Origin of the sequence: Rummeliibacillus pycnus (assembly GCF_044359855.1) — a bacterium.
Lineage (GTDB): Bacteria > Bacillota > Bacilli > Bacillales_A > Planococcaceae > Rummeliibacillus > Rummeliibacillus pycnus_A.
The window spans coordinates 4318908-4340358 of the sequence record NZ_CP132291.1 but is presented as its reverse complement, the minus strand read 5'-3'; the positions used below and the strand labels follow the sequence as shown (position 1 = coordinate 4340358).

The 21451-nt window shown below is 33.6% G+C and carries 27 protein-coding genes, 4 pseudogenes and 1 riboswitch; all 31 genes and pseudogenes read right to left on the bottom strand.

Annotated elements, in window-relative coordinates:
* Positions 1–271 precede the first annotated feature (271 nt).
* A complete protein-coding gene (locus Q8X41_RS21145) occupies positions 272–652 on the bottom strand; it encodes a VOC family protein (RefSeq protein WP_397538218.1) in 381 nt (126 codons plus the stop codon).
* 84 nt (positions 653–736) lie between these two features.
* Positions 737–1252: an SRPBCC domain-containing protein gene (locus tag Q8X41_RS21140; protein WP_397538217.1), complete on the bottom strand. Its 516-nt coding sequence runs from the start codon at positions 1250–1252 to the stop codon at positions 737–739.
* Positions 1253–1279: 27 nt separating this feature from the next.
* Positions 1280–1624, bottom strand: coding sequence for an ArsR/SmtB family transcription factor (locus Q8X41_RS21135; RefSeq protein ID WP_397538216.1), 345 nt, complete (start codon positions 1622–1624; stop codon positions 1280–1282).
* A 482-nt stretch (positions 1625–2106) separates the two neighbouring features.
* Positions 2107–3099 carry an adenosine deaminase gene (add, locus tag Q8X41_RS21130; RefSeq protein ID WP_397538215.1) on the bottom strand — a complete coding sequence of 331 codons (993 nt, stop codon included), beginning with the start codon at positions 3097–3099 and terminating at the stop codon, positions 2107–2109.
* Between the two features lie 68 nt (positions 3100–3167).
* A riboswitch (purine riboswitch) is annotated at positions 3168–3266 on the bottom strand.
* A 459-nt stretch (positions 3267–3725) separates the two neighbouring features.
* Positions 3726–4046, bottom strand: a complete 321-nt coding sequence (locus tag Q8X41_RS21125) for a DUF2185 domain-containing protein (protein WP_397538214.1) — start codon at positions 4044–4046, stop codon at positions 3726–3728.
* A gap of 452 nt (positions 4047–4498) precedes the next feature.
* A complete protein-coding gene (locus tag Q8X41_RS21120) occupies positions 4499–5065 on the bottom strand; it encodes an imm11 family protein (protein WP_397538213.1) in 567 nt (188 codons plus the stop codon).
* Positions 5066–5275: 210 nt separating this feature from the next.
* Positions 5276–5752 (bottom strand): hypothetical protein, encoded by a 477-nt coding sequence (locus tag Q8X41_RS21115; protein WP_397538212.1) that lies wholly within the window; start codon positions 5750–5752, stop codon positions 5276–5278.
* 273 nt (positions 5753–6025) lie between these two features.
* Positions 6026–6493: a DUF2004 domain-containing protein gene (locus Q8X41_RS21110; protein WP_397540320.1), complete on the bottom strand. Its 468-nt coding sequence runs from the start codon at positions 6491–6493 to the stop codon at positions 6026–6028.
* Positions 6494–6610: 117 nt separating this feature from the next.
* On the bottom strand, positions 6611–6943 hold the full coding sequence (locus tag Q8X41_RS21105; RefSeq protein WP_397538211.1) for a DUF2185 domain-containing protein: 333 nt from the start codon (positions 6941–6943) through the stop codon (positions 6611–6613).
* A 163-nt stretch (positions 6944–7106) separates the two neighbouring features.
* Entirely contained in the window at positions 7107–7676 is a 570-nt protein-coding gene (locus tag Q8X41_RS21100; RefSeq protein WP_397538210.1) for an SMI1/KNR4 family protein, read from the bottom strand.
* A 224-nt stretch (positions 7677–7900) separates the two neighbouring features.
* Entirely contained in the window at positions 7901–8251 is a 351-nt protein-coding gene (locus tag Q8X41_RS21095) for a transposase (RefSeq protein ID WP_397538209.1), read from the bottom strand.
* 5 nt (positions 8252–8256) lie between these two features.
* Positions 8257–9039, bottom strand: a complete 783-nt coding sequence (locus Q8X41_RS21090; protein ID WP_397538208.1) for a hypothetical protein — start codon at positions 9037–9039, stop codon at positions 8257–8259.
* A 324-nt stretch (positions 9040–9363) separates the two neighbouring features.
* The gene (locus Q8X41_RS21085; protein WP_397538207.1) at positions 9364–9654 is read right to left on the bottom strand and encodes a hypothetical protein; all 291 of its coding nucleotides are present in this window, start codon (positions 9652–9654) and stop codon (positions 9364–9366) included.
* Positions 9651–9899, bottom strand: a complete 249-nt coding sequence (locus tag Q8X41_RS21080) for a hypothetical protein (RefSeq protein WP_397538206.1) — start codon at positions 9897–9899, stop codon at positions 9651–9653. The genes Q8X41_RS21085 and Q8X41_RS21080 overlap by 4 nt, the downstream gene beginning before the upstream one ends.
* Positions 9900–10024: 125 nt before the next feature.
* Positions 10025–10357, bottom strand: coding sequence for a hypothetical protein (locus Q8X41_RS21075; protein ID WP_397538205.1), 333 nt, complete (start codon positions 10355–10357; stop codon positions 10025–10027).
* 358 nt (positions 10358–10715) lie between these two features.
* On the bottom strand, positions 10716–11105 hold the full coding sequence (locus Q8X41_RS21070) for a hypothetical protein (RefSeq protein WP_397538204.1): 390 nt from the start codon (positions 11103–11105) through the stop codon (positions 10716–10718).
* A gap of 15 nt (positions 11106–11120) precedes the next feature.
* Positions 11121–11645, bottom strand: coding sequence for an HNH endonuclease (locus tag Q8X41_RS21065; RefSeq protein WP_397538203.1), 525 nt, complete (start codon positions 11643–11645; stop codon positions 11121–11123).
* A gap of 63 nt (positions 11646–11708) precedes the next feature.
* Positions 11709–12949, bottom strand: a pseudogene (locus Q8X41_RS21060) (PoNi-like cognate immunity protein).
* Positions 12950–12966: 17 nt separating this feature from the next.
* Positions 12967–13473, bottom strand: coding sequence for an Imm30 family immunity protein (locus tag Q8X41_RS21055; protein WP_397538202.1), 507 nt, complete (start codon positions 13471–13473; stop codon positions 12967–12969).
* A gap of 305 nt (positions 13474–13778) precedes the next feature.
* The gene (locus Q8X41_RS21050; RefSeq protein WP_397538201.1) at positions 13779–14396 is read right to left on the bottom strand and encodes a T6SS immunity protein Tdi1 domain-containing protein; all 618 of its coding nucleotides are present in this window, start codon (positions 14394–14396) and stop codon (positions 13779–13781) included.
* Positions 14397–14410: 14 nt separating this feature from the next.
* Positions 14411–15217, bottom strand: coding sequence for a hypothetical protein (locus Q8X41_RS21045; protein WP_397538200.1), 807 nt, complete (start codon positions 15215–15217; stop codon positions 14411–14413).
* A gap of 176 nt (positions 15218–15393) precedes the next feature.
* Positions 15394–15627: a hypothetical protein gene (locus tag Q8X41_RS21040; RefSeq protein ID WP_397538199.1), complete on the bottom strand. Its 234-nt coding sequence runs from the start codon at positions 15625–15627 to the stop codon at positions 15394–15396.
* A 285-nt stretch (positions 15628–15912) separates the two neighbouring features.
* Positions 15913–16096 (bottom strand): annotated as a pseudogene (locus Q8X41_RS21035) (hypothetical protein).
* Positions 16097–16271: 175 nt separating this feature from the next.
* Positions 16272–16655 carry an immunity 22 family protein gene (locus Q8X41_RS21030; RefSeq protein WP_397538198.1) on the bottom strand — a complete coding sequence of 128 codons (384 nt, stop codon included), beginning with the start codon at positions 16653–16655 and terminating at the stop codon, positions 16272–16274.
* A gap of 4 nt (positions 16656–16659) precedes the next feature.
* A complete protein-coding gene (locus Q8X41_RS21025) occupies positions 16660–18462 on the bottom strand; it encodes a ribonuclease YeeF family protein (protein ID WP_397538197.1) in 1803 nt (600 codons plus the stop codon).
* A 36-nt stretch (positions 18463–18498) separates the two neighbouring features.
* Positions 18499–18627, bottom strand: a pseudogene (locus Q8X41_RS21020) (DUF5344 family protein); the annotation flags it as partial.
* 202 nt (positions 18628–18829) lie between these two features.
* Entirely contained in the window at positions 18830–18985 is a 156-nt protein-coding gene (locus Q8X41_RS21015) for a hypothetical protein (protein ID WP_397538196.1), read from the bottom strand.
* A 189-nt stretch (positions 18986–19174) separates the two neighbouring features.
* Positions 19175–19465: pseudogene (locus Q8X41_RS21010) on the bottom strand (TrlF family ATPase); the annotation flags it as partial.
* A gap of 119 nt (positions 19466–19584) precedes the next feature.
* Complete coding sequence (locus tag Q8X41_RS21005) at positions 19585–20094, bottom strand: peroxiredoxin family protein (protein ID WP_397538195.1); 510 nt, start codon at positions 20092–20094, stop codon at positions 19585–19587.
* A gap of 272 nt (positions 20095–20366) precedes the next feature.
* A complete protein-coding gene (locus tag Q8X41_RS21000; RefSeq protein WP_397538194.1) occupies positions 20367–20864 on the bottom strand; it encodes a DinB family protein in 498 nt (165 codons plus the stop codon).
* 95 nt (positions 20865–20959) lie between these two features.
* Entirely contained in the window at positions 20960–21376 is a 417-nt protein-coding gene (locus Q8X41_RS20995; RefSeq protein WP_397538193.1) for an SRPBCC domain-containing protein, read from the bottom strand.
* Positions 21377–21451: the final 75 nt, after the last annotated feature.

The window sequence follows — 21451 nt, the reverse complement described above, 5'->3', positions numbered from 1 at the left end:
ATAACATCTGCTTCATTAGTTTAAGTATATTTGTTCACAATCTCAAATCGATTTTAACATGAATATTCAGCTTTGTTTGGAAGTCTTATTCCACAATTTGGCCCTTTAATGGAACAACTAAAATATAGTCTAAATCCAACAAATAATTAGTTCTTCTTGAACTAACGAACCCAGTTACTTTAATTGTAAATCTTCACAAGCTATTTCGTAAATCAAACAAACAAAAAGGCGATGCTTTTTCAAGCATCGCACTCGTAAATTGATTATTAATTTACTTTTTTTCCATTACTGCAAAGTAATTATTTTCACTATCTGCAAAATTAAATACTCTACCTGAAGGCATATTTACAATTTCACCGACTGTAACGTTTTTGTTTGATAAGTCACTATATAAATTATCGAAATTATTTGAGAAGAACATTAAAGAAGGTGTACCAAGGTTCAATTCAGGCGACATCTTCGCAATAAGCTCCTTATTATGGAGAATAATGCTTGTTTCAGCTTCTTTAGTTGGAGCAATTTCAATCCATCTCATACCTTGACCATTGTCTTCCTCTGAAATTACACTAAACCCTACTTTTTCTGTCCAAAATTCCTTTGCTTCATCTTGGTTATTAACATATAACATGATTTGACCAACTTTACTAATCATTGATGTTTACACTCCCTTATAAAAATTAATTTCAAAACTCACTGCTCGAACCTATCTAACGCTGACAACAGCGATATGGTAATTTTACTTCACCGATTCCACTAATTCGTTCAAACGGTCCCAAGTTTCGCTGATGCCTTGTAGCATGCCCATGTCCATAACAGTTTTAAGTGCCTCTTCGGAAACATATTCAGCACGGTTTATCAGCTTTGTCTTTCCACCCATATCGATGAATTCCAATGTAATCTCAGTTGACGGCATAGAGTCATTCGAATTGCCTTCTGCATCCGAAAAGTAATCAGTGTAGACGATTTTCTCCGGCTCGATAATCTCCTTATAAACCCCTTTACCCCAGGATTCCATGCCAAAAAATTCACCCAAATTCTGATCGACACACTTCATACAATAGTGCCAAATGCCTTCTGGACGGAAATCGATGGTGCAGACTGGAATCTCCCAGCCCCTCGGCCCCCACCAGCGTTTCAAATGCTCCGGTTCTTTAAACATCTTGAATACGAGTTCGCGTGGTGCATCAAAAACGCGCTCCAGTACCAATACTCGATCATTCTCTACTCTCGATAACATTTCATTGTTTGACATTTTAATTCCTCCTTATCATGAATGATTTTATTGTTTTTCCTTGTTCTGCAATTCCTTCAAATAATCATCTAGATTGTCGAACCTTTCTTGCATTACGCTCCGGAAGGATTGTATCCAAGAATCCAGCGCTTGGAAGGGTTCGGGCCGAAGCTTGTAGATACGGCGGTTAGCTTCGGCTTGCACTTCCACAATCCCGTTGTCACTTAGCACTTTTAGATGCTTCGAAGTTTGGGGCTGCCTCAATCCCAGATGGTCAGCGATTTCCCCAACTGTCAGTGGACCGTCACGCAAGAGTTCGACGATATTCATACGATTTGGTTCAGACAAAGCGTTCAGCGTCGTCATGTTCGCGCCCGGAATCTTTCCTGACATGTTGCTCACCTCGTCAAAGTGATGGTCTTCGGTTTAAAGCACATCTACATCATCACCTAGTAGTATTGCCCTGTTGTTGAATTGATTATACCTAACGAGGAATATTCCTGTAAAGGAATATTGAAAACACAATTATTCAAAATATCATCTATGATTCAAAACAAATATCTAGTTTTCTTTAAAGATGTTGTTTAATTATATGGCCCTTAACTGAAAAATGAGCACTTATCCTTTTTTCAAGGATAGCGCCAGGTTAAAGTTAGACTATAATTCATTATAGAATAAACCGACAACTGACTAGCATTTTGAAAGAAAAAGCTTAATTTCTCGCTTACAATACCGAGAAAATTGTTAAAAGGCAATAAAGTTATTTAATTTTAAAAGATCAAGCAAGCATAACCCCGTTCTAAATTTAGAACGGGGTTAAAAAATAGTTGATTAATTTTTGAATAAAAAAAGTTTTTACTTAAACAAATTTTCTTTTAAAATTGTGCTATACACCATTCTTTGGTTTCTTTGTCGGCAAAGGATGCTTCTACACTATTTAAAAATATTTGTCGGTAATCCTCTTCGCTTATATTAAATTCATTGTTAACCAAATGAAATTCTTTAGACATGGTAGTATCAGATACTGTTCTGTTATCCGTACTGATTGTCACTTTTATTCCATCTTCATGGAACTTATATATTGGATGTTCAGAATAATTTTGGACAGCTTTGGTTTGGACATTACTTGTCGGACACATTTCAAGTACTATCTGTCTTTCTTTTACTTCCTTATAAGCCTCAGCACAATCTTTAATAAATACTCCATGTCCTATTCTTTCAGCACCCAACAATTCAACAGCTTCTAGGACGTTTTCACCTATACCCGTCTCTCCAGCATGAATTGTTACTCTATAGCCATATTCTTTGGCTAATGCAATTGGTTCTATGAATCTTCCACAAAAACCTTCTTCTTCTGATGCACATAGATCAATCCCTACTACACCTTTTCCTAAGAATTTTTTTCCCTTTTCTACCACCTCAAATGCACTTTCAACAGACATTGATCTCAAGCAAGAAAGAATAACATTACCCTTTATTTCGTAATAACGTTCTGCTTCCCTCATACCTTCTATAACGCTTTGAATGATTTCTTCAACATCTAGCCCTTTTAATGTGTGCAGTAATGGTCCAAATCTGACCTCTAAATATTTCACATTTTCCCTTGCTGCATCCTCAAAAAGCTCAAAAGTAATTCTTTTTAAGCTCTCCTTGGACTGCATGACTAAATTAGGAAGTGAAAATCTTTTTAAATATTCATCAAGAGAATCACATTCCAAAGGAGCAATCAGCTCATTTTTCAACTCTTTCTCATCAAAAGAGGGTAACTGGATTCCTTCTTTATGGGCAATATCAATAATTGTTTCAGTCCTAACACTCCCATCCAAATGACAGTGAAGTTCGATTTTTGGCAAACTTAAAAAGTTCATTTTGACCTCCAAATATAGTTTTTATATTTTAAAACAGAATAAAAAAAATCCTGATTACGAAGAAATTACAAATCTTGTAGTTTCTTCGTAATCAGGAATTTCGGTTCCTGGTAGAGACCTCCAAACCATATTATTGGAGTTATACGAAAATATATTGAATTCATTAACACAATTTAAAGGATAATAATTATTCTTTAGATTGTCAATAGTGAGTTAAAAGCATATGCATTAAAAATTATTATTTTTTTCATTTAAACAAAACTGCTCGTTTACCTTTTGAGTACATCTCTTCCTCTTCGAAATATAAACATAGATAAGCATTTTTCCTAAAAATTGTTGTTCAACAATTTAATCATATGTTTAGATTGGGTGGGCTATCGCTTGGATTGTGCTCTCTACCGTTTTTACTGGATGGAGGACGGCATTATTTTGAGAGTAGTTTGATACAGTTTCATCTATAACCTTACCAGTTTTACTTTATATGTATAACACTCTAAGCTTTTCGAATTAATAAATAGTATTTAAAAAGCCTTCAACCTCGGTAGAGATTAAAGACTTCATTTGTAGGTTATTTTCAGAATTATTAGAGTGTATGACACCAAAACTTTAGTCACTAATATATTTTCTTAAAAAAATACCTTTTCTCCCGACTCAGTATAAACAAAATACTTTCTATTATTTTCACTTAGTAAGGTGATATCTGTTCCAATTGGCATATTAAAAATATTCATTATTGCAGGTTCTATTTCAATAATCGTTCCCCAATCGCAAATTGACATATTCGATGCGTCTGCCAGAAATTCCTCAGTATCAATATCAGACAAAAATCTCCATCCATTATCAAGATCATTTACTGGTTGTTCTTTAATACACCATTTTAATTCCCCTATATTTTGTGAAATATTATTTGATACAACGCTACCACCTAATCCACTACTCTTTTTCAACTAATCGCCGCCTCTATGACTCTTTTCATACCCTCAGTTCCACGTTCTTCAATTATTTGCTTTAATGAATATCCAAATTTATTTAAATCATTAAAATTCGACCGTTTTCTAAACATTTTACGCTTAAATCATTTCCTTCATTTGTGCGTTTTTTAATACTTCTTGACATAGAGTCAATATTGCAATTTCTGCTGCACTATTTGTTCTTTCATTTATTTTTAGTTTAATGTTCTTAAAAACATCACTTGTGACAATCGACCTCTTACATCAATAATGTTTCCGTTAATCTTGCATACATTACCAGTTTTCTCCGTTTATGAATAACACTTAAGCTTTTCAAATTAATATAAATCGTATTTAAAAAGCCTTCAACTCTGGTTTAAATACTGTTTATTCACCCCTCTTCCTATTATAAAACCCTTAGAAATTGTTCTAAGGGTAAGCTAAGATGCTTACAGGGTTACTTCAACTTCAAGAAAGTCACAACCAGTAATATTATTTTTTTCTATTAATTCTTTCACTAATTCCGATACAAATATCGGAATTTCATCACCTTTTAACTTAAATATATGTTTACCCTTTATTTCATTTTCATTTAACGCATATTTGGTAAAATCATAAAATTTATCATCATCTAATTCAAATACACTATATGTTGAATTTTCGTAGTTAATAGCTTCAATCACATTAACCACATTTGCTATTGAATATCCAGGTATTGAACTATCGTTTTCTTTATTTATTATATTTATTGGCAAGAATTGCACCCCACCATTATCAATCTCGTTTAATATCGTTTCAAACAGTGGGGAAACTATAAACCATGATAAATTATTATGGATATAATCTGGTGCCAGATTACCTTCAATTGGATTGTAATAGAAAGTTATTTTCTCATCCCAATTACTGATTTGCTTTCCTTCTGATAATTCATATTGTTCCCAACCAAAAGTATTTTCACATAAACAAAATATCTCCCTCTCGTTAGAATAGTCTTTTAGCAACTTAAAGTATCTCATTATTGCTTCCTCCAATAATCTTTATATAGCATATCTGGATTTTCTCTAACTTTCTGCTTTAACTGTTCATATAATTTTTTTCATTTGCTCACATGAAGGCTTAATGAATTTTGCTCATTTATAATAGCATTGTGATAGGAATGAGTTTTTATTAGAACTAATTTTATAGGGATGAGATAAAGATTGTTTATATGTCTAAGATTTTATAATTTACTCCTGTGTTAGGGGTGTAATATAACTATTATCTATTGAAACTCTTTTTAATAAATCCAACGCTTCTTGAGTTACAACTAACTCTCCTTTTGGTGATAAACAGAAATGATGTCCTGACCAATTTTTGAATTTCTCTCCTTCTACTTCAATTTTACCTAGTGGAATAAATCTGTTGAATGTAGGAATTTCTTTATTTGGATACATTTCTTTAAACTCATCAGACGTAGTGATTAAACAATCTTCCAGTTTGTAATCTTTAGTATTACTTTTCTCTAATTCTGTTTGAAGTTTACTTGATACAATGAAAGCTGGTGTTGACTCTAATAAGTCATCTCCTAGACATCCTTCAAATTCATAATGCAAATATTTTACCTTTCCTGGTATACCCTCTGTTTCAATATCTTGCTCTGTTCCATAAATGGTATGTTCACCATGACCACCTGATACTTCTGGTTCTAAAAAATATAATTTCATTAGCTTACTTTCCCTCCTCCAGACTTACCTTTTCACTGGAAATTTTACCATATTACAGAAGCCATAACGCTTCCTAATCCATATGACACCCACTTTGCACGTGAATAGGCTTCACCATTTACCATATGAATCGGTTATCGATGTCGATATTTAGTTATATGTTTCGATTGGATATATAAATCGTACTTAAAAAGTCTTCAACCTCGGTAGAGATTAAAGACTTTTTTTATAGCTTATTTTCAGAATTGTTCGGGTACATGGCACCAAAACTTTTTAAATAGCAACATCCTGGTAACCTACTTCAGCTACTTTTTCATTTAATAAACGAATCCCTAGCCCATTTTCTATATCCCATGTACAATTAAATGTAAGTCCAATATCCCGACCGTCAAAAGCACCTGCATAGGGAACAACTATCCCATCTAAACTTATCATTTCTAATATTTCATTAGTTGTTTTAACTAATGGATAGTTTTCATTTACTTCAATATCATAACCTAGGTCCTGACGCTCTTGTTTGTAATAGTCTAATATTGATTGCAAAAAGCTTTGTTGTAACTGTTCCCAATTTTGCATAAGTGAAGTATATGCTACATATTGTTCTTTATCATACTTACCATCCTCAGCACCGTTTACCATTAGCGCTATCTCAACTTCATGGCCCAAAAAGTTAATGCTAGTATCCTTTGACCACACAAAATCATATTCAAGCTCACCAAAAACCGCATCATTTATTTTTATCTTACTTCTCCTTTTTATTTATTAGCAAATCCTCCCGGCTCAAACGCTCCGTCTTTAGATTTTCTTATTCTACATCAAACTATCAATTAAGTTGAAATAAAAACTAATTAATGACCATCAAACTTCTTTACCAGTTAAATTATCAACAAATCTTATTTTTCCATTTTCAGAAACTAATTGTAAGTCACTACCTACTGGTAGTCCGTATATTCCCAGAATGGCTGGTTCAATATTTGCTACGGTATTAAAATCACATACTACTAAATTATCAGGATTATTAATGTAATCATCATCATCAATTTCTGAAAAAAATCTCCAACCATTATCCACTGTATCCATTGATTTCTCTCTCAATATCCATTTCAATTTTCCTGTTTCATTTATTATATTTTTTGAAACAATACTGCCCCCAGCTTTTTTAATAAATTCAATAGGTTCTTTTTGACTCATTTTTTTCCATCCTTATTTTTTTAAATCATTAAAATTGGTCCGAAATCTTGACGTAGATTCAAAATGGCATTAGATCCAACTTATGCCACGAACATAAACTATTTCAGAAAACTGTATATATCGAATAAATAGAACAGGTGGATTTTATCTCTTAAATTTCTATTCATTTCATATTTTTAGAAGCATTTTTTAAAAAGTCATTTAATTTATCACCCAAATTTAATTTAACATTATCTAGGGTATTTTTTTCTACATTTATTCTTTTAAAGTTTTCTATAAAGTTTCCAAAAGAATCACAAACTAAGAAAACATTTTCTCCGTCCATCTCATGAAACCAAATATAAATTTTATTATGTTTATCCCCCTGCTTACCCATGCATACTAAATCTCCGCCTGGCAAATCTGCAATTGGAAACAAATCACCTGGTAATATATCCTGATAGATGTTAATTTTATCATCCAATCTATTCTCATCATTATTTAATCCATAAAAAGAATCTATTTCAAATTGGGTTTGCTTAATCGTTTTTGGCAATTCTATTAGTGGAATAAACCGAAAGTCTTCTCTTATATAATCATTACCGTAATGCTTCAAATAAAAAACATAGTCCTGAGGTAACTTTAAATTATGATTTTCTTCAAATGTTTTTATATCAGCTTCATCCCAAATTGTATCTATATCTTTTATATCAAAATCAACTATTTCATCTAATTTCTTTTTTAATCCTTCCACTTTTTAACACCCTCCTCGTTCAACTTCGGTAGAGATTAAAGATTTTATTTATAGATTATTTTCAGAGTTATTTGAGTACCTGATACCAAAAACTTCAAAGATAAAAGTCCTTAATCTCCAAAAAGTAAGGATTTAATTCGTACTTGTATTTTCTGAATTGTTTGGGTGACTGGCACATTGAACTTTTATGCCCTTATATAGAATTAAGTTAAGCACTACCAACCTTATCTATTTTCTTCATCATACTCTAAGAATAAATCTTGTAGGTCACCGTTAATAGGCTTACTATTATCATTAATAGTCAATTCAAACTCCACCTCTTTATCTTCAATCATCAATCCTTCATCTATTACACCTAAAACTGTAGATAAAGTGTCCACTTCTATTTGCTCCATTATTTTAAATAATACGTCTTTATTTTCATTAGAAAGTTCTGAATAAAATTTCAATGCTTCCTTCCAATATGGATCAGTCACTTCATTAATATTCGTATTTAAAAATAATTCACGATAAGCTGTTAAATTCTCCTTTATTATTGATTGATGTAAATGTTTAATAATATCTTGTTTATTCATGCCTACTATTTCCTCCTTAATTCAGGATATAAATTTTTATTTAATTCAATAAGCTTTTTAATTTGTGAGTTTGGAATATCTGGATACACCCTTCTTAATTCCGTAATATCTCTCGCTAGTAATTGTCTTCCATTTTCAATCCCTTTTGAACTTCTTGATACTATTCCTTTAGGTCCTCTGATTGTATGTCCGACTTTAGGTACCAATATTGCTGGAGCAACTTTTGGATCATAATCATCTATATACTTTTTCATGATAGCTTTTTGCCCAATATGATGCGCATCTAAACCTGGTACACCTTTTATTTCATTATAGAGACCTACATCATATTTAGCAGCTTTATCCGTACCCTTCGTCTCCACCTTCGCCACAGAAAGCAACTTATCTCTCAATCCAACACTATCCACCGTATTAAACGGCACACCGCCTACATTCACACCAGCTAGTTGGTGTTGGGGTGCATATGGCAATAAGTTTGTGATGGAGGTTTCTTTTAGTGCACCCTTTACTGTGCTTACTCCTGCTTTGGCAGCGGCTTTCGTCGTTGCCATTCCTGCCTTCGTTACAGCTCCTGCCCCTTTGGTTCCCACCACGGAAGTCACGACGGTTCCAAAAGCATAGGACATCCATCGTGCACGTGACTCGGCATCTCCGTTGATCACATCTCGAACAAAGGAATTGCTGATTGATTTCGAAATATAATTGTAGGTTTCGATTGGGTGGGCTATCGCTTGGATTGTGCTCTCTACCGTTTTTACTGGATGGAGGACACTATCATTTTGATACATTCCCGTTTAGAACGTTACCATCTTTACTTTATATGGATAACATTGCTTTTCAAATTAATGTAAATTATTAAAAAGCCTTCAACCTCGATAGAGATTAAAGACTTTATTTGCAGCTTATTTTCAGAATTGTTTGAGTACCTGGTACCCAAACTTAACCGTCAATCTAATTTAAGGATTAATCATTTAGTAAATCATCATCTAACCATAACTCTACGTCATCAACATCAATAATCCCATCTTTAAAAGTATCCTGACTAATCTCCAATTTATTTAGAAAATCTATAAATGTATCCGAAACAAGATATAAGTTATCTCAACTATAAATCATCTCCACCTCCAGTTAATTTCCCTACCAGGATAAACTGCAGGTATGTATATACCCTTTTTCCTATTTTCATTATCAATAATATACCAATTGCTATCATCTAACCATTCTTCGTTATAATTAGTTTCTTCAAAATCATTTTCCTCATCAACAATCGCTGCAAAAAAATCGTTAAATTTGTCTATATTTTTCGAAGGGGTAATCTGAGCATTAATCCACATTCCTTCAACACTAATATTGCGTATATCTCCTAAAAACTCGTTTAAAAAGTATAGTTTCAAAATTCTCACTCCTTAGCTGAAACCTTAATATATTGGCTAGGAACTTCCCCTTTAATCAAATACTCATTATCCCTTTTAGTCCAGTTAATTGCTCTATTCTTCCAAAAATCAGAAGAAACAACATCTCTTTCAATTAACTTTTGTATTTGTTTTGGAGAAAGTATAACAACATCTTTTACCTTTCCAGACTGTATATCTTTCCTTAAGGCTGAAATATCTAGTTCAATTGTATTTTCTCCATAATTTCCAATCACATTTTTGTTATTTGTAAAACTATTATAAGGACTATTAGATTTAGCTCCTTTTCTATAACCTCCAAGTATATGCTCTGTAACAGTTACTTGTCGGCCTTTATATAAACCATCCTTACTGGCTGGAACTAAATCACCTGAACTCGAAATTTTGGAGAGTGAAGTAAACTATCACCTCTATATAAATTACTCTTGTTGGTTACAGAAGCATTATCTATACCCTTCGCCACAGAAAGCAACCGATCTCTCAATCCAACACTATCCACCGTATTAAACGGCACACCGCCTACATTCACACCAGCTAGTTGGTGTTGGGGTGCATATGGCAATAAGTTTGTGATGGAGGTTTCTTTTAGTGCACCCTTTACCGTGCTTACTCCTGCTTTGGCAGCGACTTTCGTCGTTGCCATCCCGGTCTTTGATACAGCACCTAGCCCTTTGGTTCCCACCACGGAAGTCACGACGGTTCCAAAAGCATAGGACATCCATCGTGCACGTGACTCGGCATCTCCGTTGATCACATCTCGAACAAAAGAATCACTGATTGATTTCGAAATATAATCGTATGTTTCGATTGGATGGGCTATCGCTTGGATTGTGCTCTCTACCGTTTTTACTGGATGGACGAAGAGATCATTTTGAGAGCATTTGATAACTTTCTGTCTATAACATTACCATTTTTCACCTTCATATAAATAACACTTTGAGCTTTTCAAATTAATATAAATCGTATTAAAAAAAGCCTTCAACCTCGGTAGAGATTAAAGACTTTATTTACAGCTTATTTCCAGAATTGTTTGAGTACCTAGCACCAAAACTTTATTCACTTGAAAGTGCTTTTTCTATAATTTGTTCAGCAGTTAAATCTTCATCTGAATAGTAAATATAATCTGAGATGTCTGGATTCTTTACTGCATTTTCTACTATTAATAAAAGATTATCAATTTCATACTCCTTCCCAGAACCATCTAGTATCCTAGTGACCATATCAATCAAATCTTTTTTAGATAAGTTATCTTTTTTCCTGTTCTCATAATCGATTATTCTATCATTGATGTATTCATAATCCCGATCAGTATAAAATAAATCACCTACATCAGGAAAAGTTACGAACGACTTAAGTTCCGTAATTAGTTTATCAGTAGGTTCCAAGAGGTATCTTTTTTCCATTATTTCCTCAACTAGTTTTCTTATTCTTGCTTGCTTCACCTTAACTCCTACCTCCTATAATGGTTTCTTAAACTTGAACCTTTTTTCCCCAAAGTGATATGACCTATCAAGAATTTCTTGGTGCATTCTTGGAGAAACAATAATTAAATTATCAAGGTCATACACTCCTCCCCCTTTTTTAATTGGCTGTTTATGATGTAAAATATAGGTATTTAAGCTTCTATAATGTCCATTTTTCGGTGCCCTTGGAGCAAAACCCTGATTCATTAGTGATCGGTTTGCATTATTAAACCCCTTTGCAAAATTTGAATTACCTATCTCTTTCCATAGCTCAACTCTAAACTCATTAAAACTTCTGAATTCTCTACCTGCTAACTTATCTCTAACCTCTTGAGGTATAATACCTATATCTCCATTTTGATACATTAGTTTTTTCTGTGTGCCTAGACTATTTCTAAAATTATTTCTTTCAGTTGCAGCTCCTGGTTCATGTCTAGGACTGCCCGTACCCTTAAAGCTAGCCCCACTAAAGAAAAAGTGGCAGTCGGATTTTCCAACTACCACCATTTTATCATTCATTCAATTTTACTTTCAGGTCCCTAAAACCAACGAAGTAGATTTTTTACTGATTTTTTAATAAATTCACTTTACTTCTTTAACAACAATTTCATACATATCCCCGACATTTTCATCTACCGGTACCAATGCAAAATATTTCTGATCATTATCTAATATAAATTGAATCAACTTTGTGCTTGAGTCATTCCAGTAATTTTTCATACTTGAATAGTAATCTTCCAAATCTTCTTTATAATCTAATTGTAATATATATCCTTTTTCGGTCATCGCAAAAACAATTATACTTCCTAAGAGATCTTTTTGCTCATTTTCTTTTTCATACTCTTGTAATAAAAACCATACTTGGCCTAATCCTATCGATTCCTTGTATTTTTCATAATAACTACGATCATCCATATTCTCATAATCATGAATTAATTTATTGACAAATGAGTGCCATCTAATTGGGATCATTCTTTCTAATAAAGGATTATTTTCAATTCCTTCTATTATTTCTTCGATCTCTTCAATCTCTTCAATCTCAATCTCAGTACTGTAATCACTTAGAGAGATTGGTTTGAATTTCATTGAATTCTTGTAATGTGCCAAATCATATGGATAGTGGTTATTATTTAGTAGGCTTGTATCATCGAGTTCTAATATCTTTACTAGTGCGGCTGTCTCAAAGCTCCAAAACCCTACATATCCCGGTTCTTTATGCGCATTTTTCCATTCATAATCATAGTGGCCTTTAAACCATTCTTTCTCCATGTAGGTTTTCAATCTGTTTGATGCTTCTTTCTTATCTGTTTGCGCAAGTTCTATAATTTCTCTTGTTTTTGCATATGGATTTTCTTTAAAATAAACATTGGTGATTTTTGTGTGTCCAATATCACTAGCACATAATAAAAAATCAATTACTGAATCATTAATATTCTTTTTCTCAATTACCCTATTTAATCTTTCTATATTCTTTTTATCCGTTTCTAATAATATTCCTAAGGAAATCATCCATAGCATACTTATATATCCAACATTTCTAGTCCCTGTACGCTCTAAATCATCAATTGCATTATAAAAATATGCTTCTATTGCACTAATATCTTCTCCTAAAGAATACATTGCCCTAATATCCTCCACCTCATATCTAAAATTCCATAGATATCTCGCTTCTATAATACTTTTATTATCTTTAGGTTTTCTTTGAATACCATTTTTTTCATCTTCTTCAAATTCCTAATATCCTCTCTATTTTCTACAATAAACTCTTTATTATATTCAATTCCTTCTCTACATTTCTCTTCTATACATAAATAATCTCTCATTCTATATTTGATTCCTCCTAGCTTCTAAAATTATGGCCATTCTCCAATGGTCTTACCATCTGCAAGAAATCTAATATTGAATTTACGCTTTCCTCAAAACGACTGGGGTTCTTTTCTTTAATACTAGTTAGTTGTGAAACAATAAATTCCTGAGTATCATTGTCCAATGTAGGAATGATTTTTTTATATACATTTCTCGATGGTTCATGATTTAATATCCTTTTGTGAAGTATTTTTAACCATTCCTGAGCATGAGGAAGCATTTTAGGAATAGAATTAGCTAACACTTCCAACGAAACTTCAGAACTAACAATGTTATCATACGACTCAATAGCATGAATTAACCCAAACAATACTTCATCGTTTTCTGTTAAATCATCAAACCCTTGACACAATATTTCTATATGTTTAACATCCTTCATCACTAAAATATTTTCTATAGATTTCTCAAATTTTTCTACTTCATTCTCATCTCTTAATAAACGATTATTCTTTAATTCAGTATGTTCGACTAATATGTCCAACTTCTCCACCTCCCATTATATATAAAACATATTTGGATACTTCGCTTTATTTAATCTTATTACTTCCAATAGCCCTGAAAGTATCTCAGGTGTATAAAGTCCTTCTTTTATATAGATGTTCCTTGCATCAAGGATATCAATAATTAATAAATAGTATTTAAAAAGCCTTCAACCTCGGTGAGATTAAAGACTCTATTTGTAGCTTATTTTGGAACTATTTTCGAATATCAATCACTTCTCCTGGGTATTGCCATTCCATACGAATTGTTATTCCCCATACTCTTAGGGGATAATACTAATCTAGACTAATTAAATTCAATGGTTGTACCTTCAGGTATACTTCTCGTTTTTTGTAATACTCTGCTACACACTTCCCAATATACCTCTAAATTGCTCTTCTCTAAATTTTCAATAGTATCTTCTCCACCAAGAAATAACATAACTCTGTACCCAACACACTCATCATTACTTAAGTTTATCTCATTTACTTCCTTCCAACTATTATAGAACTCTGATGCTAAACAAGCATCAGAATAATTTGGAATCTCTTCATTGTGAAATTCGATAAAATTACACGGAATTTCTAAAACTTCCCCCGTTCCAGGTTCGAACATTAATATTTGTGCCTCTCCATTCTCCATTCTCTCTTTATCAAGAGCAAATTGTCTTCCAAGCCAATCGTAACCAAAACAAGATATCCTTCCAGAGAATTCAGGAAATGCTTTAGTAACACATTCATTCCAATAGTCAACTTTGGAAATTTCATGCAATCGATAAAGACCTTCCCCAAATGAATAACCATTATATAATCTGTAAAGTTCAAAAAATCCCTTCGTATTTGATTGAAGATCATTTAATGATGACAAATTGTATGGTTCTCTTTTATTATTCAAGCCAAAAAATTTATAGAAATTTTCAAACATTTCTCCACTCCTCCTTAATCTCGTATTTTAAACTTATCAAATATTGTACCATGTGGATATTCTTTAGTTTTATGCTGAATTTGTTTACCCAAACTTCGATTTACACTTTTGTCTAGAGGATTCATATTTAAAATATCATCTGCTCCTCCAAGCTGTAAATCAATAGTGTGGTCTACATCTTTTCCTTTAGGAACAGAATCTACCCCTTTAACTTTCTTATATCTAGATGAAGCAGAAGTCCCACCTCGATTAGGAATAGTTTTAACAGTTTTCGCCTCGGTTAATGCTTTTACTTTTACATCAGCTTCTGCTCTTTGAGATGGGGTCCAATTTTCTTTGTACTTTAATTCAATATCTATCCCTTTACCCGTACTCTTAGTACCCTTCGTCTCCACCTTAGCCACAGAAAGCAACTTATCTCTCAACCCAACACTATCCACCGTATTAAACGGCACACCACCTACATTCACACCAGCTAATTGGTGTTGGGGTGCATATGGAAATAGGTTGGGGATGGAGGTTTCTTTTAGTGCACCTTTTACTGTGCTTACTCCTGCTTTGGCAGCGGCTTTCGTCGTTGCCATTCCTGCCTTCGTTACAGCTCCTGCCCCTTTGGTTCCCACCACGGAAGTCACGGCGGTTCCAAAAGCATAGGACATCCATCGTGCACGTGACTCGGCATCTCCGTTAATCACATCTCGAACAAAAGAATCACTGATTGATTTCGAAATATAATCGTATGTTTCGATTGGATGGGCTATCGCTTGGATTGTGCTCTCTACCGTTTTTACTGGATGAACGACACTATCATTTTGATACATTTCCGTCTATAACATTACCAGTTTATACCTTATATAAATAACAATCTAGGCATCTCAAATTAATGAAAATCATACTTAAAAAGTCTTCAACCTCTGTAGAGATTAAAGACTTTATTTGCAGCTTATTTTCATAATTGTTTGAGTACCTGGCACCAAAACTTGATGCGTGTTAACGTTTATATAATAATTCTAATTATTTTTTCAGCCTTATGCAATTCTCCTAATAGCGGATTTTGATAGTCATAATAACTATCCATATACGCACGCACACCACCCAAAATATTTATCCCCTTAATATCTTCATTATTCTCTAATATTTCTAATGCCTTCTTATATCTATTATATATAAGTTGTAAAACGCCACTAGTGATAGCTTTAGCATATTCTTCTTCTAATTTATTTATTACCACTTTTATTTGTTCAATTAACTGCTTTTTCTAATCCATTATATCCTCCTATCTACTCGGAACTTCTCGTTGTCTCTTTTATCCATTCAGAGTACCAGCCTTGTGGTAATAATATTTGATCCCCATCGCCTTCTAGTAATGCTCCAGTTTTTGTATATTGCTTTTCAACTTTACCTATATTTAAAACTTGTCCTTTTGGTATTTCTATATTTTTAATCTACTAATAAATCAAGGTAATACTTATCATCTTCTTCTATTTTCTTGAAAATTAGTATCCTTAACCATATCCTATATTATAATCTGAAAATAAAAAGCACTTGTTGTCTTTAATCGACAATCAAGTGCTTTAAGTTCATCTGTTTTTAAATAGTATTAAATTTTTAAGTTTTATAATAACAGTATGACACCTTTTATATGTCATGGCAACTACTACGTTAAAACTTACAAGTTTGTACGAGTTCGTTAGTTTAATATACATTCCATGTGTTTATATTCATCGCCATGTAAAATGTCATCTCACCTAAGCCCGTACTTCCTTTTCCAGTCTATCATTTCACGTAATACTCTATGATGGTACAACCATCATGGAGTATTTACTTTTTAATAGCCTATTTTTTTCTTTCTACTGCAAACATACTTTATTCGTATTAATCTATATATTCTGCCGTACCTATAAAATCCAACTTATAGGTAATCTTATCTAGAAAGTTAACAATTTTACTTTCTTTACTATAATCATAATTATAAATTAAAATGATAGTATTGTATTTAGACTTTAACTTAATGTTATTGTACTGCTGTATTAATTGATTATCATATGAAAAATCCACCAAAATTTTTCCTATGTCATCTTCAGCATTAGGAATCCAGTCTTTTTCAATTAAGTCCCTATCATAATAACCTAATTTAAAATCTTTTTCAAAAATAGAGGGGATACTATCTCCATCTTCATTATATTTTATTTCAGTGTACTTTTCGAGTTCATCAAAGTCACTAAAGTATCCTAACCATAAAGAAACATCGTTTTTCATTTTTTTACCTCCTCAAATCTTCTGGTAAATCCATAATGCCATTTTTCATTCTATTTTCAGCCCATTCATTAAGCCCCTTAACAAAACTTCCATAGTCAGAGGCAGAATCAATAATCTTTAAAATTTCATTATGCGCTTTTGTTGAACCTCTGCTTCCATGGCGCCCAGGTGGATTTACAAATTCAACATCTTTGGTCAGAGACCTCATTTCTTTAATGTCATCCATACTAATTCCCCACTGCTTAAATTTAGGTGTTCTAGATACAAGATGCCATTCATGGTATCCTCCTGGACGTCTAATCCTATCTTCTATTTTACTTCTCAACTGAGGATTATTCCACATTTCCTCAAATTCTTTTGCTGATAGATTATCAAACCATTTATTAAACTCCTTGTTTCTTACTGATGGAATTTTCACATCACTTAAATGTTTACTGCCTTCACCAGTACCCTTAGCTCCCTTACCGCTACCCTTCGTCTCCACCTTAGCCACAGAAAGCAACCGATCTCTCAATCCAACACTATCCACCGTATTATACGGCACACCGCCTACATTCACACCAGCTAATTGGTGTTGGGGCGCATATGGAAATAAGTTTGGGATGGAGGTTTCTTTTAGTGCACCCTTTACTGTGCTTACTCCTGCTTTGGCAGCGGCTTTCGTCGTTGCCATTCCTGCCTTCGTTACAGCGCCTGCCCCTTTGGTTCCTACCACGGAAGTCACGACGGTTCCAAAAGCATAGGACATCCATCGTGCACGTGACTCGGCATCTCCGTTAATCACATCTCGAACAAAAGAATCACTGATTGATTTCGAAATATAATCGTATGTTTCGATTGGGTGGGCTATCGCTTGGATTGTGCTCTCTACCGTTTTTACTGGATGGCGGACGGCATCAAATATCCCTACCACAAAGTCTTTTCCCGATTCGTAGAGGCCGTCTTTGATACCTTTCGCTGTTTTCAGCATGGTGATGAATTGTTTCTGATCTTCATCTAGATTTGCATCGCCAAGTTCTTCCGCAATCTTCAAATATTCATCTACAGAAGATGCCTTTAAAAGTTTCTCTTTCAGTTCTTCGATTTTATCGACTTCTTCTGTGTCTGCTCTAGGACAGGTGCCTCCTACGTCCGTAAGCCAATCATCCAATTGATACTTATTTAAGGTACCGCTTGCATAGTTTTCTAGTTGGAGTTTCCCGCTGTTAGTTAGCGATTTAATCCCGTTTATGTAGTTTTGCATGTTCGATACATCTTTGGATAATTGTTCTAGTGCTTCAGTTTGATTGTAATCAAATTGATGAACTTTTTCTACTGTATCATTAATTTGTTTTTTCGCGTCATTGACTTCTTCAAGAAAGGATGCATCACTTAATTGTGGTAATGCAACAATGTCTTGTACCGAAAGAATCGTATCATTCGTATCGTCTGTTAGCGTGATTGTATGATTGGCTGTTTTTTGCAGACTATTTTTTAACTCTCCTGTTAAAAATTCTTCGACAATCCTACCATCACTAGCAGATTCTAGCGCAAGTAATTCTTTGTCCATGATATCTAGTTTACTCTCATAATCTTTTATAAAATCTTGATAATAGGACATAAATGGAATATGGACTTCTTTATAAAAGTCTCGTAGCGCATCACCGCTTTTTCCTTTAAAGGCATCTTCTAGTGTAAGTATCCCTTTCACTGCCTTTTCAACATCTTTTATCTCATTTTGTTTATTTTTTAATGATTTGAGCGTATCCTTTATTCCATTCTGTAAGCCAGTAACATCTAATATCTTCGTAATATCGATCCACCTCACTTAGCATAAAGTAAAACTTCCCACAGTGTAAATTTCTTATTTCAACAGTGTATAATCCCCCAGCTGATGATCCAACTCCATCATACTCTGAACAGCTTGTCTGCTTGCCTCTTCGTTTTGTATTAATAGGACTTTGTAGGCTTTTAAAGCTTGTTCGAGCGCTTGATGGAGTTTCTCACTTCAATCAAGTGACCAATAACCAATTCGGAAGCATGATGAAATTATGTTAAATTTTATAAATTATATCATGTAAAAAAAATACTATTAAGATTAATTTTACCTATTTATTGGAAATGGTATCGTTTACCCATATAATTACAGAAAAAAGCCCTTAACCTCCGAAGAGATTAAGGACCTTACTCGTACCCTATACTGGAGTTACAACAAGACGATTATCTACAGTATCTTTAGTTACAGTAATTACACTAGTATCGTAATCTAATGTGTAATTAGAAATAATTGCGCGACCATTAGCTACTCCTTCAAATGTGTAGTAATTAAGAGCGTAAGCTACCTCGGGCATAAAGATATTAAAACAACTTCACTATACACAAACATGCGAATAAAGATGGCGAAAAGGTGTTTGATAAAATGGATAAGCATAGAAAGAATACCACTCCTACTGAATAACAGGAGTGGTATTCTTTATTCAAAGCTAGAATCATTAAATTTTGTTAAGTATCTAAAGGTTGAAGCTAATCAAATTCACTTTCTAAAATTGTTTGATAATCTCTTGTTTTCTCCTAAACGCATCTTTTCCCCCTTCTAAATAATTTATTATATGACTCATAATATTTTTATCACTAATATATCCCTGCTTTTTGAGGATACTGTTTGTATCATTTGATTCTAATACTACTACTACTTGTTATTCATCAGCATAAGTTACTAATGTTGAATTATGTGTAACTATTACAACTTGTCGTTGGTTTTTAATATCCTTTAAACTTTTAACTAAAGTTTTATAAATATATAGGTTATCTAAATTATCTTCAGGTTGATCAGCAAAATCTTAAACAATAACAATATAGCCGGATCCATGGGAACCATTCAAATACAAGAAAAAAAAGCACTTTCCTTACTACAGGAAAGCGCCATTTTGTTAAGTAACATTTATTATTATTAATTCGTCTTTAAATTTTTTCCAATATATTGGACAATCTTGCGAAGTTCAGTAGATGACGGGCGTCCAAATGGACTTGTTTGTCTCTGTTGATATAGAAGTTGTCCATTTTCATCAACAAGGAAATACGCTGGCTCTCCATGCGTGCCATGATCCTCATATGGAGCATCTTCTCCATGATAAAAAACATCATATGCTTTTAATGTCTTTAAATCTTCATCAGCTAAAACAGTAAAGGTAAGGTTATGTTTATCAACCATTTCCTTTAAATTATCCAATTGATCTGTTGAAATTGAAATAAGATGTACATTCTTGCCTTCAAAAAAACTTTTGCTTTCTTCAAGCTCTTTTAAGTCATGATTACAAACTGGACACCATGATCCTCTGAAAAAGATAATGAGATGCCAACTTCTATGCTGATTTTGATGAGATACAAAAGAGAATTTTTCACCATTAGTTGTTGGAAGGGTGAAATCGGGAACTTTGTCACCTAAATTAAATGTAGTCATACTTTTCCTCCGTTTGTACTTTTTTGTATTATTTTGTATTTTAGATTTAATGTAAGATAAATTACAAATTAGCATTAATTTCATCGTGCAATGTAGTCATCTTTGTCATTATCTCCTTTTTCATATCAATTAAACCTTAACAAGAAATTTCTCTTTTTCATTTTATCTGCTTATGTGATTTAATTTTTCAAATTCCACCTTTATTTTCGACTTATTTCGGTTCTTTACAATCTGGCCATTCAATAAACAAGAACAAAGAAAAAAGAAGTAATTCATTGGGCTTCCTCGTCGGCCGAGGGACCATAGATTCCCGGTACCGGAATATCAAGCAAACGAAAATAAACCCCGAGTTGCGCACGGTGATGAATCATGTGACTTAATCCGAAGGTACGGAGCGCAATTGCCCGCGGCTCGCGGAGGATAATATGGTCGCCATGGCGCAGCGTCCATTCCTTGTCGAGTATTTTCTCATCGCATTCGTCTAGTAACTTTTTTAACTTACCGACGTTCGCGTCGAACTCCTCCAGAACGTCAGCGCGTTTTTTCAAAGCCTCTCTCCTCTGCGGTACGGTCGCAAGATCGAACTCAGGGTACTGAAAAATCGCAATTTGCCAATTTATCAGGTTGATCAGATGTGTGGCTAGCCCTCCGAGCGTCATTGATTTATCGTGCGGCTTCCAAGACATATGTTCATCTGACAAACCTTCCAGAATGCGGCGCGTAGCGGCCAGTTCATGCGTTGCGTCGCCAACGATCAGTTGTTTAATCATAATTTCCTCTCCTCACTTATGGTTTTGCGTACTATAAACTCAGTCGAGTGGGCAAGCATTCTACTTCACATCAACCCTTCTTTGTCTAAATCGAATTAATTTTGCAGCCTTTCCGTTATTCCATCTAGAATTTCTCCCCAATATACTTTCATTTCCTCTCGAAAATTCTTATCGGCAAGCTTTTCTTGATGAAAACTAATCGTTGTTTTATTACTTGCTTTCGATATAATACGGACTTGAACTGTTGAGGGTTTTTCCCATTCCTCTTTTTGCCATGTTAGGCGAAGCTGTTGTAACGGTTTAACAATCCGAATTTCCCCTGCACCCGTTTTCGCTAAATATTTCTGACCTGGTTCAAGAATGATGCTAGTACTCTCACCCAACCATAAATCTAATCCTTCCTTAGAAGTAATAAGCTCCCAAGCTTTCTCCTGTGAAATTGAAAAAGTTCTTCTAACTCCGACTTGAAATCCGACATCCTTTGTTTGTCCAATAATTCTTTGCTTTTTCATTTCTTCACCTCATAATTCTTAACAGTCTTTGTTAGTACTTTTACTTCGATTTACTTTCTAATAATTCCTTCCCTA

Bases quoted from the DNA above. Each gene is read 5' to 3' on its own strand.
- Q8X41_RS21140 (WP_397538217.1), bottom strand. From the start codon at position 1,252: ATGTCAAACAATGAAATGTTATCGAGAGTAGAGAATGATCGAGTATTG.
- Q8X41_RS21145 (WP_397538218.1), bottom strand. From the start codon at position 652: ATGATTAGTAAAGTTGGTCAAATCATGTTATATGTTAATAACCAAGAT.
- Q8X41_RS21015 (WP_397538196.1), bottom strand. From the start codon at position 18,985: ATGCCCGAGGTAGCTTACGCTCTTAATTACTACACATTTGAAGGAGTA.
- Q8X41_RS21065 (WP_397538203.1), bottom strand. From the start codon at position 11,645: ATGAATGATAAAATGGTGGTAGTTGGAAAATCCGACTGCCACTTTTTC.
- Q8X41_RS21050 (WP_397538201.1), bottom strand. From the start codon at position 14,396: ATGTTTGAAAATTTCTATAAATTTTTTGGCTTGAATAATAAAAGAGAA.
- Q8X41_RS21045 (WP_397538200.1), bottom strand. From the start codon at position 15,217: ATGTATCAAAATGATAGTGTCGTTCATCCAGTAAAAACGGTAGAGAGC.
- Q8X41_RS21030 (WP_397538198.1), bottom strand. From the start codon at position 16,655: ATGAAAAACGATGTTTCTTTATGGTTAGGATACTTTAGTGACTTTGAT.
- Q8X41_RS20995 (WP_397538193.1), bottom strand. From the start codon at position 21,376: ATGAAAAAGCAAAGAATTATTGGACAAACAAAGGATGTCGGATTTCAA.
- Q8X41_RS21095 (WP_397538209.1), bottom strand. From the start codon at position 8,251: ATGAATAAACAAGATATTATTAAACATTTACATCAATCAATAATAAAG.
- Q8X41_RS21120 (WP_397538213.1), bottom strand. From the start codon at position 5,065: ATGAGATACTTTAAGTTGCTAAAAGACTATTCTAACGAGAGGGAGATA.
- Q8X41_RS21090 (WP_397538208.1), bottom strand. From the start codon at position 9,039: ATGTATCAAAATGATAGTGTCCTCCATCCAGTAAAAACGGTAGAGAGC.
- Q8X41_RS21115 (WP_397538212.1), bottom strand. From the start codon at position 5,752: ATGAAATTATATTTTTTAGAACCAGAAGTATCAGGTGGTCATGGTGAA.
- Q8X41_RS21105 (WP_397538211.1), bottom strand. From the start codon at position 6,943: ATGAGTCAAAAAGAACCTATTGAATTTATTAAAAAAGCTGGGGGCAGT.
- add (WP_397538215.1), bottom strand. From the start codon at position 3,099: ATGAACTTTTTAAGTTTGCCAAAAATCGAACTTCACTGTCATTTGGAT.
- Q8X41_RS21005 (WP_397538195.1), bottom strand. From the start codon at position 20,094: ATGACTACATTTAATTTAGGTGACAAAGTTCCCGATTTCACCCTTCCA.
- Q8X41_RS21000 (WP_397538194.1), bottom strand. From the start codon at position 20,864: ATGATTAAACAACTGATCGTTGGCGACGCAACGCATGAACTGGCCGCT.
- Q8X41_RS21135 (WP_397538216.1), bottom strand. From the start codon at position 1,624: ATGTCAGGAAAGATTCCGGGCGCGAACATGACGACGCTGAACGCTTTG.